Below are 14,389 nucleotides of genomic sequence, written 5' to 3'. Positions count from 1 at the left end.
TCCATGAAACCGAATGCCGCGGCTTACAGCCAACGCTTACTCAAAGGCCAGGCGCCGACCTACGAGCGCCTGCAAGCGCGCCTGGCCGAGGATGGCAGCGCACTGGCCGCCGACCCGATTGCCGTGCATTGCGGCTGGGGCCGGTTGTTGATCGGCCACACCTTTCCCGACCCGGCAAGCCTGGCCCAGGAACTGCTCAACGAGCAGCCCGGCGAGCGCGATATCGCGCTGTACGTGGCCGCACCCCAGCAGATCCTTGGCATTGACCCGCAGCAACTGTTCCTCGACCCGTCCGACACCCTGCGCCTGTGGTTCTCCGACTACCGCCCGGCCACCCGCGTGTTTCGCGGCTTTCGTATTCGCCGGGTGCAGAGCGAGGCCGACTGGCAAGCGGTCAACCACCTGTACCAGGGGCGCGGAATGCTGCCGGTTGACCCGGAACGCCTCACCCCACGTCATCAAGGCGGCCCGGTGTACTGGCTGGCCGAAGATGAAGACAGCGGCGCGGTGATTGGCAGCGTGATGGGCCTCAACCATCACAAGGCCTTCCACGACCCGGAGAACGGTTGCAGCCTCTGGTGCCTGGCCGTCGACCCTCAATGCACACGCCCTGGGGTCGGTGAAGTGTTGGTGCGCCACTTGGTGGAACACTTCATGAGCCGAGGCTTGAGCTACCTGGACTTGTCGGTGCTGCACGACAACCGCCAGGCCAAGAGCCTTTACGCCAAGCTCGGTTTTCGGGCGTTGACCACCTTTGCAATCAAGCGCAAGAACGGCATCAATCAACCGCTGTTTCTAGGCCCGGGGCCGCAGGCGGAGTTCAACCCTTACGCGCGCATCATTGTCGAAGAAGCCCATCGGCGCGGCATTGATGTGCAGGTCGACGATGCCGATGCGGGCCTGTTCACCCTTAGCCACGGCGGGCGTCGCGTGCGTTGCCGTGAGTCCCTGAGCGACCTGACCAGCGCCATCAGCATGACCCTGTGCCAGGACAAGAGCCTGACCCACAAGGTGCTCAAGGCTGCTGGCCTGCAGGTGCCGGTGCAACAGTTGGCGGGTAGTGCCGACGACAACCTGGAGTTTCTCGACGAACACCAGCGCATCGTGGTCAAGCCGCTGGACGGCGAGCAAGGCCATGGCGTCGCCGTGGATTTGCAGAGCATCGAAGAGGTGCAGCAGGCGATTGAAGCGGCGCGCCAGTTCGACAGCCGCGTGTTGCTGGAAAGCTTCCACGAAGGCCTGGACCTGCGCATTCTGGTGATCGGTTTTGAAGTGGTCGCGGCTGCGATTCGCCGCCCTGCCGAAGTGATCGGCGACGGTCAACATTCGATTCGCGCGTTGATCGAAGCCCAGAGCCGTCGTCGCCAGGCAGCCACCGATGGCGAGAGCAAAATCCCGCTGGATGCAGAAACCGAGCGCACCCTCAAAGCCGCAGGTTACGACTACAGCAGCATCCTGCCCCGTGGCGTGCAACTGGCCGTGCGACGCACCGCCAACCTGCACACCGGGGGTTGCCTGGAAGATGTCACGGCGATCCTGCACCCCACGCTGGTGGACGCCGCCGTACGTGCGGCCCGTGCCCTGGATATCCCTATGGTCGGCCTGGACCTGATGGTGCCTGCGGCCGACCAGCCGGAGTATGTGTTTATCGAAGCCAACGAACGGGCCGGCCTGGCCAACCATGAACCGCAACCTACGGCTGAGAAGTTTGTGGATTTGTTGTTTCCACACAGTCAGCCGACTACCTGACTACCGATCATTCCCACGCTCCGCGTGGGAATGCAGCCTGTGACGCTCTGCGTCACCACAGCGGACGCAGAGCGTCCCTGAGGCGTTCCCACGCAGAGCGTGGGAACGATCGCCCTCAACTCATCAGGAGTTTCCATGACCCGAACCATTCCCGAACCTGATCTGGCGTACCTGCAAAAAGTGCTGCTGGAAATGCTCGCCATTCCCAGTCCCACCGGCTTTACCGACACCATCGTGCGCTACGTCGCAGAACGCCTGGAAGAACTCGGCATTCCGTTTGAAATGACCCGGCGCGGCACCATTCGCGCCACCCTCAAGGGCCAGAAAAACAGCCCTGACCGCGCCGTCTCCGCGCACCTGGACACCATCGGCGCCGCCGTGCGTGCGATCAAGGACAACGGGCGTCTGACCCTGGCACCGGTGGGCTGCTGGTCGAGCCGCTTTGCCGAAGGCAGCCGCGTCAGCCTGTTCACCGACAACGGTGTGATTCGCGGCAGCGTATTGCCGTTGATGGCCTCCGGGCACGCATTCAACACCGCCGTGGATGAAATGCCGGTGAGCTGGGACCATGTGGAACTGCGCCTGGACGCCTACTGCGCCACACGTGCTGACTGCGACTCCCTGGGAATCAGCGTCGGCGACTATGTGGCCTTCGACCCACTGCCCGAGTTCACCGAAAGCGGGCATATCAGCGCCCGCCACTTGGACGACAAGGCCGGCGTCGCCGCCCTGCTCGCTGCGCTCAAGGCCATCGTCGACAGTGGCCAGCCCCTGCTGATCGACTGCCACCCGCTGTTCACCATCACCGAAGAAACCGGCAGTGGCGCAGCGGCCGCCCTGCCCTGGGATGTGAGTGAGTTTGTCGGCATCGATATCGCCCCGGTCGCCCCCGGCCAGCAGTCCAGCGAACATGCAGTGAGCGTGGCCATGCAGGATTCCGGCGGCCCTTATGACTATCACCTGTCCCGCCACTTGCTGCGCCTGGCCTCGGACAACGACCTACCGGTGCGCCGCGATCTGTTCCGCTATTACTTCAGCGATGCCCACTCGGCGGTCACCGCCGGCCATGATATTCGCACCGCGCTGCTGGCCTTCGGTTGTGACGCCACCCATGGCTACGAGCGTACCCATATCGACAGCCTGGCCGCCCTGAGCCGCTTGTTGGGCGCTTACATCCTCAGCCCGCCGGTGTTTGCCAGCGATGCGCAACCGGCCCAGGGTTCACTGGACCGGTTCAGTCATCAGATCGAGCATGAAACGCAAATGGAGAGCGACACCCGTGTGCCGTCGGTGGACAGCCTGGTCGGCCAGAAGTCCTGACGCGGTGAGTTGATACTGGCAACAAAGGTCCCGGCGCAGTAGCATCGCCGGGACCTGACACCTGAGGCTTGTATGCTGATTCCCTACGATGCACTTGAAGTCGACACCCTCACCCGCCTCATCGAAGACTTCGTCACCCGCGACGGCACCGACAATGGCGACGACACGCCCCTGGAGACCCGCGTGCTGCGCGTGCGCCAGGCGCTGACCAAAGGCCAGGCGCTGATCGTCTTCGACCCCGAGAGCGAGCAATGCCAGTTGATGCTCAAGCACGATGTGCCCAAGCACCTGTTCGACTGAACAGCGGCGCCTAAGGGTTGGGCGCCGGCACGGGATGGGTAGCCTGGCCCTCGCCTTTGAGTATCTTGCGGTACACCTCGGCGCGGTGCACGTTGACGCCCACGGGCGCCTCGATGCCGAATTTCACATGAGTACCGTTCACTTCCAGGATATGCACGGTGATGTCATCGCCAATGGCGATTGCTTCGCCTGTGGCACGGCTTAAGACCAGCATGGCGGTTGTCCTTTTCCAGTAGCAGGACCTTGACCATGCCCCCTTGGCGCTGGGCCGGCAATGGCTTGCGGGAAAATCAGGCACTGCCTACGCAGGTAGGTAATTTGTCTGACAGACCCCAGCCGAATCAGCCCTTCACAGCCTGCGCCTTGGCGCGCATCTTGTCGGCCATCAGGGTCATTTCGTCATACAGCAGTTGCGGATTTTTCTGTTTCAACGCCCAAGCCATGCGGCCTTGCTCATGGGGCAGGATCATGAATTCGCCTGCGGCCACGCGCTGGTAAATGTAGTCGGCGATATCCGCCGCCGAGATGGGCGAACTCTCCAGCAGCTTGCCCACCTGGGCCTTCATGGCCGGGGTTGGCCCACGGAAGGAGTCGAGCAGGTTGGTCTGGAAAAACGACGGGCACACCACATGCACGCCCACTTCCTGTTGCTTGAGCTCCACCAGCAGGCTCTCGGACAACGCCACCACGCCTGCCTTGGCCACGTTGTAGTTGCTCATGGCCGGGCCCTGCATCAGCGCGGCCATTGAGGCGATGTTGATAATGCGCCCCTTGCTCTTTTCCAGCAGCGGCAGGAACGCCTTGCAGCCTTTGACGACGCCCATCAGGTTGATTGCGATCTGCCAGTCCCAATCCTCCAGGGACAATTCAGCGAAGAACCCACCCGAGGCCACGCCGGCGTTGTTGACGATCACATCGATGCCGCCGAGTTTCACCTCACAGGCCTGGGCAAAGGCTGTGAGCTGGCTGTAGTCACGCACGTCACAACGCTGGGTAAAACCATCACCGCCCACCTCGCGAACCTGCTTGAGGGTTTCCTGCAAACCGGGCTCGCTGACATCGGACAACGCCAACTGCCAGCCTTCACGGGCCCAGCGCAGAGCGATTTCGCGACCCAGGCCAGACCCGGCGCCAGTGATCATCATGCGGTTTTGCATAGGAGGTAGCCTTGTGGTTCACGAAGAAGTGACCGGCAGTGTAGCGAAGGTTTTTGCTCCACCCACGCACCATCAGGGTGATGAATGCCCCAGGCAAACCGCGGGCTCGGTCACAGCTGCGCGCATAGACTAAGTTCAATTTTTTTCAACTAATTAGTTCAAGTTGCGTACGCGTTAAAAGAAATAAGCAACGCATCAAAATGTTTTATAAAAACAATGAATTTTCTGCGAAGCGGCAGAGTCGGAAGGGGTAAGGCGTCCCACTGTACATGGACGAACCAACGGTTAAACAGCCGGTTTTTGCAAAGAACCTATAAGGAATAAAACCATGAGCCTCATTCTGATTATTATCCTGATCCTCCTGCTGGTCGGTGGCCTGCCGGTGTTCCCGCACTCGCGTAACTGGGGTTATGGACCGTCGGGTATCCTGGGTGTGGTACTGGTTGTTCTGCTGGTGCTGTTGTTGCTCGGCAAGATATAACGCCGCGGTTTTGTAGGAGCGAGCTTGCTCGCGAAACACTCACAGGCGCCGCGTTTATTCAGGACGCGCGCGTTAGCGTTGAGGTTCTTCGCGAGCAAGCTCGCTCCTACAATTGAGAAGCAAAAAAAAGAGGCCTTCTAGAAGGCCTCTTTTTTATTGCCGGTCAGTTAGTCCGGCTTACCGTCCACCACACCTGCGGTGTTATCCAGCAGGCTCTTGGTCGCGGTTTGCAGGAACGACTCAAGTTTCTGCTTGAGTGCGGCTTCGTCCGGCGACTCAGGAATCACCTTGCCAGTCGGCTCGGCGCCCAGTGTGTATTCCCACAACTTGGGTGGCATTTCCTTGGGCAATACCAGTACGCGGTCGCCGGTGAGCAAGGCCACGGTCTGGTCGCTGCCCGATGGCTTGATCACGCCGAAACCTTTATCACCTTCCGGCAGGTTCAGCAGGTCACGGCCCCAGCACTGGTGCAAGGTGTCGCCGCCCAGGCGGCCCATGATGGTGGGCACGATGTCGATCTGGGTGCCCACAGTGTGGTCACGCTCACCGAACTTCTCGCGCATGCCCGGTGCGATCATCAGCATCGGCACGTTGAAGCGGCCCAGGTCCATCTCGGTAATCTGCTGCTCGTTGCCGAAGCCGTGGTCACCGACGATCACGAACAGGGTTTCCTTGAAGTACGGTTCCTTGCGGGCCTTTTCAAAGAACTGGCCCAGGGCCCAGTCGGAGTAGCGCATGGCCGTCAAATGCTCGTTGAGGCTGCCACGGTCGGTGACTTTCTCAACCGGCAATGGGGTCGGCAACGCGTACGGCGTGTGGTTGGACAGGGTTTGCAGCAGTGCGTAGAACGGCTTGCCGCCTTCGCGTGCCTTCAGTTCTTCCAGGCCACGGTTGAACATGTCCTGGTCGGACACGCCCCACGTCGGGTCGGAGAACACCGGGTTGACGAAGTCATTACGGCCGATGAAGTTGGTCATGCCCTGGTTGCTGAAGAAGCCCGACTGGTTGTCCCAGGCGAAATCGCCGTTGTAGACATACACATCGTCGAAATCACGCGCGCTGAGCAACTGCGGCAGGCCCGACAGCTTGTGGCTGCCTTCCGGGGTCTGCATCAGGTATTCGAAACCCGGCAGGTTCGGGAAGCAGGCCATGGTGGCGAACATACCCTGGTGGGTGTGGGTGCCGTTGGAGAAGAAGCGGTCGAACAGCAGGCCCTCTTGGGTCAGCTTGTCGAAGTACGGGGTGATATTGCCCGGACGTCCCAATGCGCCCACCGAGTGACCGGCGAAGCTTTCCATCAGGATGACCACGACGTTCTTGATCGGCAGGGTTTTCTCGGCCGGTGGCGTGAAGTCACGGCGCACGGCAGCGGTGTCGGTGTCTACCAGCTTCTCTTGCGGCAGCACCAGCATGTCGCGCACGGTCTGGGTGGCCAGCGGTTGTTCCAGCGTGGCCTTCCAGATATTGGCGCGGTCTTCACCAAAGCGCGCCTTGGCCGCCGCGATCAGCGACAAGGTGCCATTGAGGCCCAACTGGTTGGCGAAGTTCGAATCGGTGGTGTAGACGTCACCCCAACGCAGCGGTGGCCCCTGGCGCAGGGTGCCACGGATGGCGACCACGGCAACCAGCAGGCAGACCATGAACACCGCGATGCGGCTGTACCACGGCGCCACCTGGCGCGTGCTGATCGTGCCGCCGCTGAAGGGGCCGCGTGGGCGCGTTGCGCGGTCAGCGCCCTTGAAGGCCATGCTCAGGATCAGCGTGCCCACGGCCCAGGCCAGCAGGTAGCGCACCACCGGGAAACCGTACCAGAGCATGCTCATCACGGTTTTCGGGTCTTCCTTCACATACTGGAAGACCAGGCCATTGAGGCGCTGGTGGAACTCGCGATAGAAGTCCATCTCCATCAGGCCCAGGAACAAGGCGATGCTGGACGCGACGGTCAGCCACAAACGGAAGAACCCACGCGCCGCCATGGCCCGCACGCTGAACAGCGCCAGCAGCAGCGGAATCAGCAGGTACATTACCAGGCGAATGTCCAGGCGCAGGCCGTTGGCGAACGCTTCAAGGAACGTCGAGGCCGGCGTGTCCAGGATCATCTCGCGGTTGTAGACCAGCAACGCCAGGCGCAGCAGGGAAAACATCACCATCATGACCAGTGCGCAGAGCAGCGTGTACGCCAGATGGGATTTGACGGTCGGTTGCAGCAGGCGATTTGAAGCTCGCTGCTGATTCAGGGCGTCCGGGTTTGCCATGTCGTTTTAGGACCCATTGGAAGTTTAAGTTGCGAAATAATGCAGTGGCGTCCGTCCCTCGCCCAGGCTGGCTGGGGTAGGCGGTTAACGCGGTGGCACAAATGGTGCCCGATCAAGGCCGGCAAGGCTATTAATTACTGAACGTAAGGCACGGCCATGCCTTTAAGGGCACTGGAGATAGAGCCCTGGCAGCCGGTTAAAGCCGGCGAATTGTCTTGGATGGGATGTGAAAATTTCGTGCGGCGAATAGTTTCGACACACAAATCTACTTAATGCCGTGAAACCCGTGTGGGAGCTGGCTTGCCTGCGATAGCGGTGGGTCAGCTTGCATTGTCTTGGTTGACACACCGCAATCGCAGGCAAGCCAGCTCCCACATTGACGGTGCCCACCGCAAATCGAGCAGGTCGTCAGATCCGCACGTTACCGCGCGGCCCGGCGATAGCCCAGATGATCAGGCCCAGCACTGGCAACAGCAGGATCAACAGAATCCACAGCACTTTGGCACCGGTGCTGGCGCCGCTTTTGAACACGTTGATGATCGCCCAGATGTCCAGCGCGAGGATGATCAGGCCAATCAGGCTATTAAACGTGGAACCCATGGTGTCGCTCCTAAAGTGAGGGCATGCCCTTGTAGGATAGTCAGCCTTGGCGGGGGTTCCGTTTTATTTCAGACGTGTACGGCAATCTTCAAGGCTTCAAGCGAGGGCTCGGCCTTGATGCCGACTTCGGCACACAGTTCCAGCACTCGTGGCAGGTCGTTGCCGAACACCAGCACCGCCTGGATCTCGTCGTCCAGCAACTGGCTGAAGTTCACCAGCACATAACCGCCGTCTTCCGGGCTCAGGGCGCTCATCTGGATCTGGATGCGGTTGAGCGCGGTCAGGTCTTCGGTCTTGGCCAGTTGCTTGGGCTTGAGGTTGAACGCCACACCCGGACCGAACGACGCGACGATCTGGGCAAACAGGTCGCCATAGGTATCAGCCTGGAACAACACCGTGTCCGGCAAGCTACCCACCACCACCCACTCCCCTAGCGGGATCGGGAAACTGTCGTCGTAGTTGATATCCGGGTTGGCCGCCAGGAACGCTGCCGGGTCCGCATAGGCCTGGGCCGCTTCGTCGGCGATACGCGCTACTTCGTCCTCACCCATGACGCCGGCGCTGATTTTGCTGATGAGTTCGACGAGGGCGGTTTTCATGGGGCGATCCTGTAACGGGCAAGTTTTGAAGGGCGCGTAGCCTACACCAGTTTCTGCAACTTCGCCGCCGTATCCACCGCACCCATGGTCTGCGCCGCAGCCAGCGCCGTCGCGCCCTGTGCATCAGTGGCCTTGGGGTTTGCGCCTTTACCGAGCAGGTAATCAACCATCTCAACGCGGTTGAACATCGCCGCCATCATCAACGCCGTACGCCCATCCGAGGAGGCCGCCTCAACCGGCGTGCCACCTTCGATCAACGCCTGGACCACCGGCAGGTTGCCTTTGAACGCCGCACCGGCAATCGGCAATTGGTTCTTGTCGTTGGCGATCAGGGGATCGGCCTTGAACTCCAGCAGCACTTTGACCGCCTCGGCATGGCCGTGGTAAGCCGCGAGCATCAACAAGGTGTCACCATTGTGATTACGAAAGTTGGCCGGCAGGCCTTTGGCCAACAGTGCGGCAAGCATGGCGGCGTCGCCGCGACGGGCCACGTCAAAGACTTGCTCGGCAAATTCGGCGGCTTCGTCTTCGGTCATTTGTTTAGGCTGTTGTGACATGGGGGCTCCTTGCTGAGGCGACTGATATAACTGTTTAAGGCGCCCAGTGTCGCGAGGGAGTTCCCCGGTGTCATGGCTTTTTTGTCAAAAGCCGCCATAGCCAGAATCAATAACGGAAGTGGCCGCCCTGGATCTGCGCCAGCAATTGCCCGGTCACCGGCACATAGCTGTCCGAACCCGGCAACCAGGCATAAACCGGATCATTGCCGGCCTTGTCCGGGTCGAACCCTTGCTCCTTGAGCGTCACTTTCTGGTACTTGAACGTGCCGGTGGTTTCCATCTTCACCTTGATCCGCAAAAACAACGGCACCGCATAAGGGGGCAACTGGCCGTGGGCGAATTGCAGCAGTTCGCGCATGTCCAGGCTGGCCAGGGATTCGCTGGGGGTGATGGCGACCATGCCGGCGCGGCCGTTGGTGTTGTCGATCTCGACGCCATAGGCCACCACTTCAGCAATCTGCGGGTGTTGCAGCAAAACGTTTTCCACCTCGGTGGTCGAGACGTTTTCGCCCTTCCAGCGATAGGTATCCCCCAGGCGATCGACAAATTGCGCATGGCCGAAACCGATACTGCGCACCAGGTCGCCGGTGTTGAAATAGCGGTCGCCTTTTTCGAACACGTCCGTTAGTACCACCTTGCGGTTCTTTTCCGGGTCGGTGTAACCGTCGAAGGGCGACTTTTCATCAATGCGTGCCAGTAACAGGCCCTGCCCGCCGGTGGGCACCTTGACCATCAACCCATTGCTGCCGCGCAGGGGTTCGCCAGTGTCATGGGCGTAATCCACCAGCGCCCAATGCTGCAGGCAAAAGCCGATGGTGTTGTCAAAGTTCAGCACGTTGGTAAAGCCGATATTGCCGTCGCTGGCGGCATACAGCTCGCAGATATGCGCCACACCATAGCGCTGCTTGAACTGCGCCCACACACCGGGGCGCAAGCCGTTGCCGACCATCTTGGTCACGTGGTTATCGCGATCCTGCGCACTGGCAGGCTGGTCGAGCAGATAGCGGCAAAGCTCACCGACATAACCCAGGGTGGTCGCCTTGAACTTGCGGGCGTCATCCCAGAACTGGCTGGCGCTGAATTTGCGTCGAATGGCAAAGCCCGATGCACCGATAATCGCCGCCCCCCAGCACACGCACAGGCCGGTGGCGTGGTACAGCGGCAAGGTGCAATAGAGGACGTCCTGCGGGCCCATGTCCAGGGCGATACTGCCGAAGCTCACGGCGGTTTTGGTCCAGCGCCCGTGCTTCATGATGCCGGCCTTGGGCAAGCCGGTGGTGCCGGAGGTATAGATATAGAAGCAGGGATCATTGAAGAACACCTGCGCGGAACTCACCGGGTTGTCCACCGGGCTTTCAGCACTGGCGGCCATCAGGTCGATATAGCCATCGGGCACTGCACTGCCAGGCTGATCGGCCACGAACCAGGTGCGCTCGGCCGGGATCTGCACTTGTTCACGCACTGCTGCGTAAGGGCTCAGCAATTCGGCACCGACCACGATGGCAACCGGGTTGACCAGGGTCAGGCTGTGTACCAGTGCCCCTTGAGTTTGCGCCGTGTTGAGCATGGCGCAGATGCCGCCCAGCTTGGCCACGGCCAGTACGTTGAGCAGCAACTCGGGGCGATTTTCGATAAACAGCGCCACCACGTCACCCTTGCCGATGCCTTGGGCTTGCAGGTGGTGGGCAAGACGGTTGGCGCGCTGATTGGCGTCGCGGTAGCTGATCACGCTGTCCCCATAAAGCAGTGCAGCACCGTCCGGGTTGCGCAAGGTGGCTTGTTCGAAATGCCAGCCCAGGCCGCAGGGTTGCCTGGGGTCGGTGACGTTGGCCGCGCGCATGCCGCGCACCACGCGTGGGAGGGCTCGAACGATGGCAGGCACCTTACGCAGCATCATGCGCCAGGTGATCATGTCGTTTTGCTGGTGAGTCATGGCGGGACGTCCCTTTTCTTATTCTTGGTCGGGTCCAGGTACATCGACTGGTGTAGCGGAAAGTACGTCAGCGGTTCTTTGGCTGTACATGCGGGATTTGAAAAGTTTTGTATCCCGTGGCGGCTGGCCGATGCTTATCTCCCGGACACCCCGCCATCCAACTGTGGGAGCTGGCTTGCCTGCGATGACGACCTACCAGCCGACACTTCTCTACCTGACATCCCACGATCCAATTGTGGGAGCGGGCTTGCTCGCGAAGGCGGCCTGACAGGCGACACAGTTGGATTGTGTACATATCCATTGCTGCGGTAACGGCCACTTAGGGTTCCGCCCTGACGGCGGCTCACTTTTGAACAGCGCAAAAGTAAGCAAAACGCTCTTGCCCCACCACTCGGCACCTCGCTTGGGCTCGGTGTGCCCGTAATCCGCCAGTGATTTGGGGGGCCGCCGCCACGCGCCATCCATGGCGCGGGGCGGCTAAACCGGCATCCCTGCCGGTTTACCCCCCAAATCCCTGTCGAATTCCGGCCAGCGTGGTTTGACGGGGCGCCTAAGATCAAGAGCAGATCAAGAGCGGCTCGCTTCGCATCGTGGTTAGCTTGGGCGGATACCACCAATAACGTGTAGATGGATTTTTCCGAGCAAAAGGCGGTCAGTATGATTACAGCCCTCCCGCTCCTTGCGGAAAATCGCCGGGCAGATAGCGCAAAATGCAGGATGCACGATGGCCCTTCATGCAAATTGCACGAAAATGAAAATCCTATAAATTTATAAGATGCTGATTTATAAGGATTTTTTAGAAAATCCAATACTGGCACAATCACTGCACCTATCACTCCATGCTTGCCAACTTGAGCCAATGGAGCTGATAGACATGAGCCTGATCCAAGATAAATTCGCTTCGGTATTCTCCAACTACGACGTCACCACCCAGCCACGTCCGGACGGCGGCATCCTGTTGACCCTGCGCAACAGCGAAGGTAAGCAGGTCAAGCGCTCGATCTCTTATCAGCAGCTGCACACTGCCGACCAACTGACTTGGGTGATCAGCGCCATTCGTCGTGACTTGGCCGAACAGGCCAGCGAACTGCCGCAGATTTCGATGCTGCAAAGCCAGAACCGCTTTGCGCTGCCGACTTATCACTCGGCCTAAGCTACACATCTGAAGAAGGGCCGCGACGCTACTCAGCGTCGCGGCCCTTTTTCATGTCGTTAACATAAGCCCTGGCGGGCGGCCTCATTCTTTGCCTGTACACGGTTGGTGACATCCAACTTGCCGTAGATGTTGCGCAGATGAAATTTCACCGTGGCTTCAGAGGTGGCGCGAATCTGGCTGATTTCCCAGACCGTCTTGCCCTCGGAGGCCCATCGCAGGATTTCCAGCTCTGTGGCAGTCAGGGGCTTGCCGCACAAGCTCAGGCGTTTTCTGATAGCCGTCGGCACAATAACCAACGGGCGATACGTCTCCTCGGGGCCACTCATTGTTCTCTCCTTTATGTCTGCTGATGCGCTGCCACCTTTCGGATTCCTCCTATTGACAGATGGCATAAACATTGACGTTAAGCAGAGAGTTACATAATCAGTGGAATCAAAGCGCACAGCACAGAACAAACAGCTTTGCCCTACAAATAATTAAGTTTCTTCCCACAGCAACTTCCAACTTGCCAGGGTTGAACATTCAGTTATCTGTGCTTAGTCATCGAGTCCTGGAAAGCGTGTGGCAATCTCATTGCCCGTCAATGAGGGCACGCTGCCTTGGGCTGTGTTGAACAAGCGCAGTGTCACACAGTGCGGGTTCTCGCCCATGTCGAACCAGTGCGGTACACCGGCCGGGATGATCAGCAGGTCATTCTTCTCACAGCGCAGGCTGTACACATAGTCGCCTATGTGCAGCGTAAACAGCCCCTGGCCTGCGATGAAGAAACGCACCTCGTCTTCAGTGTAGGTACGTTCGCCCAGGAACTGCGCACGTAACTCGTCCTTCTGTGGATGGTCTTGGGTCACGCGCACCACTTCCACAGCGGCGTAGCCGAGGGCTTTGATCTGAGCCTGGTAGGCGGCAATCATTTGAGCATCCGTGGCGCCCTTTTCTAGTGGGCTGGGCTGCCAGCGTTCGAACCGCACACCGTGGTCGGCCAGGGTCGACTGGATGTCGTCGGCATGGGTCAACACTTTGTTTGGGGTGTCCGGGGTGGCGATGGAGTAGACGGCTACATAGCTCATTGCACGGTTCCTTGGTTCGGCTCTTGCAATCGAAGGCCAATGATAATGGCGGCGGCCAGGGCCGCGAGGCTGGCGATACTGAACGTGAGGGTTGGCCCCAGCAGGTTCCAGCTGTAGCCGGAATACAGGGCGCCGAGCGCGCCGCCGGTGCCGGCCAGTGCGGCATAAAGGGCCTGGCCCTGGCCTTGCTGGCGGTCGCCGAAGCTGCGTTGCACAAAGGCAATCGCCGCTGCATGGAAGCTGCCAAACGTGGCGGCGTGCATCAGTTGCGCCACCAGCAGCAGCCAGAAAACCTCGGCAAATGAACCCAGCAGCCACCAGCGCAGCGCGGCCAGCAGGAAACTGGCGAGCAGCACCCGGCGCACCGAAAAGCGCGCAAGGATACGGCTCATGGCCAGGAACATCAGCACTTCCGCCACCACCCCCAGCGCCCACAGCAGGCCAATCACGCCACGGCTGTAGCCCAAGTGCTCCAGGTGCAAGGTGAGGAAGGTGTAATACGGGCCATGGCTCATTTGCATCAGCGCCACGCAGGCATAAAACGCCAGCACGCCTGGGCTGCGCAATTGCTTGAGGAAACCCTCACCGGCCAAGCGGTTGCCGTGGCTGACAGGCTGCGCGTTCGGTACCCAAAGGCTGGCGCCGATGATGCCGGCCATGATCACCACGACCGCCACCGGGTAAATATCCAGGCTCAGCCAATCGAACAGCCGCCCCATGACCACCACGGTGAGGATAAAACCAATGGAGCCCCACAGACGGATCTGGCTGTAGCGTGAGGTTTGCGTGTGCAGGTGGGCCAGGGTGATGACTTCGAACTGCGGCAGCACTGCGTGCCAGAAGAACGCGTGCAGGGCCATCACCAGCGCCAGCCAGGCGTAGGTCTTGCTGACGAAAATCAGGCAGAAGCTGGCCAGGGTGCACACCGCGCCGAACCGCACGATGGCCAGGCGCCGGCCGGTGTAATCGCCGATCCAGCCCCACAGGTTGGGGGCCACGCAGCGCATCAGCATGGGGATGGCCACCAGTTCACCGATGCGTGCGCTGGAAAAACCCAGGTGATCGAAGTACAGCGCCAGGAACGGCGCGGTCGCCCCCAGCAGGGCGAAGTAAAAGAGGTAGAAGCTGGAGAGGCGCCAGTATGGCAGTGGTTGGGGCATGCTATTGGGGCTGCTTCGCAGCCCAGCGCGAGCAAGCTCGCTCGCCACAGCAAGC

General features: G+C 60.3%; 15 protein-coding genes. 5 read left to right on the top strand and 10 right to left on the bottom strand.

Annotation, left to right across the window (positions count from 1 at the left end; genetic code table 11):
• Positions 1-3: 3 nt before the first annotated feature.
• From ngg to PSH76_RS07580, 3 genes are all read left to right on the top strand, one after another.
• Entirely contained in the window at positions 4-1,749 is a 1,746-nt protein-coding gene (ngg, locus tag PSH76_RS07590) for an N-acetylglutaminylglutamine synthetase (protein WP_032896029.1), read from the top strand.
• 135 nt (positions 1,750-1,884) lie between these two features.
• Complete coding sequence (locus PSH76_RS07585) at positions 1,885-3,069, top strand: osmoprotectant NAGGN system M42 family peptidase (protein ID WP_032896028.1); 1,185 nt, start codon at positions 1,885-1,887, stop codon at positions 3,067-3,069.
• Positions 3,070-3,141: 72 nt separating this feature from the next.
• Positions 3,142-3,369, top strand: a complete 228-nt coding sequence (locus tag PSH76_RS07580) for a YheU family protein (RefSeq protein ID WP_003192759.1) — start codon at positions 3,142-3,144, stop codon at positions 3,367-3,369.
• Between the two features lie 10 nt (positions 3,370-3,379).
• Here the strand turns inward: PSH76_RS07580 and csrA are convergent, their stop codons facing one another.
• Entirely contained in the window at positions 3,380-3,583 is a 204-nt protein-coding gene (gene csrA, locus PSH76_RS07575) for a carbon storage regulator CsrA (protein ID WP_138762426.1), read from the bottom strand.
• 127 nt (positions 3,584-3,710) lie between these two features.
• Complete coding sequence (locus PSH76_RS07570) at positions 3,711-4,526, bottom strand: SDR family oxidoreductase (RefSeq protein WP_032896025.1); 816 nt, start codon at positions 4,524-4,526, stop codon at positions 3,711-3,713.
• Positions 4,527-4,854: 328 nt separating this feature from the next.
• Here PSH76_RS07570 and PSH76_RS07565 point away from each other — a divergent pair, with 328 nt between their 5' ends.
• Positions 4,855-5,007, top strand: a complete 153-nt coding sequence (locus PSH76_RS07565) for a DUF3309 family protein (protein ID WP_003192767.1) — start codon at positions 4,855-4,857, stop codon at positions 5,005-5,007.
• Positions 5,008-5,174: 167 nt separating this feature from the next.
• On the opposite strand, the gene PSH76_RS07560 is transcribed toward PSH76_RS07565, so the two are convergent.
• The 5 genes from PSH76_RS07560 to PSH76_RS07540 form a co-directional block, all read right to left on the bottom strand.
• On the bottom strand, positions 5,175-7,262 hold the full coding sequence (locus PSH76_RS07560) for an LTA synthase family protein (RefSeq protein ID WP_032896024.1): 2,088 nt from the start codon (positions 7,260-7,262) through the stop codon (positions 5,175-5,177).
• 408 nt (positions 7,263-7,670) lie between these two features.
• On the bottom strand, positions 7,671-7,862 hold the full coding sequence (locus PSH76_RS07555; protein WP_003192770.1) for a PLDc N-terminal domain-containing protein: 192 nt from the start codon (positions 7,860-7,862) through the stop codon (positions 7,671-7,673).
• 68 nt (positions 7,863-7,930) lie between these two features.
• Positions 7,931-8,461: a hypothetical protein gene (locus PSH76_RS07550; RefSeq protein WP_003192772.1), complete on the bottom strand. Its 531-nt coding sequence runs from the start codon at positions 8,459-8,461 to the stop codon at positions 7,931-7,933.
• Positions 8,462-8,502: 41 nt separating this feature from the next.
• Complete coding sequence (locus PSH76_RS07545) at positions 8,503-9,018, bottom strand: ankyrin repeat domain-containing protein (RefSeq protein ID WP_032896022.1); 516 nt, start codon at positions 9,016-9,018, stop codon at positions 8,503-8,505.
• Positions 9,019-9,124: 106 nt separating this feature from the next.
• On the bottom strand, positions 9,125-10,951 hold the full coding sequence (locus tag PSH76_RS07540) for a long-chain-acyl-CoA synthetase (RefSeq protein ID WP_305493822.1): 1,827 nt from the start codon (positions 10,949-10,951) through the stop codon (positions 9,125-9,127).
• A gap of 874 nt (positions 10,952-11,825) precedes the next feature.
• Between PSH76_RS07540 and PSH76_RS07535 the strand changes: the two genes are divergently transcribed.
• On the top strand, positions 11,826-12,104 hold the full coding sequence (locus PSH76_RS07535) for a DUF3509 domain-containing protein (RefSeq protein WP_003172952.1): 279 nt from the start codon (positions 11,826-11,828) through the stop codon (positions 12,102-12,104).
• A 59-nt stretch (positions 12,105-12,163) separates the two neighbouring features.
• Here the strand turns inward: PSH76_RS07535 and PSH76_RS07530 are convergent, their stop codons facing one another.
• The 3 genes from PSH76_RS07530 to PSH76_RS07520 form a co-directional block, all read right to left on the bottom strand.
• Positions 12,164-12,433 carry a response regulator transcription factor gene (locus PSH76_RS07530; protein ID WP_003192780.1) on the bottom strand — a complete coding sequence of 90 codons (270 nt, stop codon included), beginning with the start codon at positions 12,431-12,433 and terminating at the stop codon, positions 12,164-12,166.
• A gap of 210 nt (positions 12,434-12,643) precedes the next feature.
• The gene (locus PSH76_RS07525; protein WP_278917578.1) at positions 12,644-13,174 is read right to left on the bottom strand and encodes an acireductone dioxygenase; all 531 of its coding nucleotides are present in this window, start codon (positions 13,172-13,174) and stop codon (positions 12,644-12,646) included.
• On the bottom strand, positions 13,171-14,334 hold the full coding sequence (locus PSH76_RS07520; protein WP_305493821.1) for an MFS transporter: 1,164 nt from the start codon (positions 14,332-14,334) through the stop codon (positions 13,171-13,173). Before PSH76_RS07520 ends, PSH76_RS07525 begins: the two co-directional genes overlap by 4 nt.
• Between the last annotated feature and the right edge of the window lie 55 nt (positions 14,335-14,389).

This window comes from Pseudomonas sp. FP215, from assembly GCF_030687795.1.
GTDB classification, from domain to species: Bacteria; Pseudomonadota; Gammaproteobacteria; order Pseudomonadales; family Pseudomonadaceae; genus Aquipseudomonas; species Aquipseudomonas salmasensis.
The sequence above is the reverse complement of the archived record's forward strand: the minus strand, read 5'-3'. Positions and strand labels throughout refer to the sequence as shown.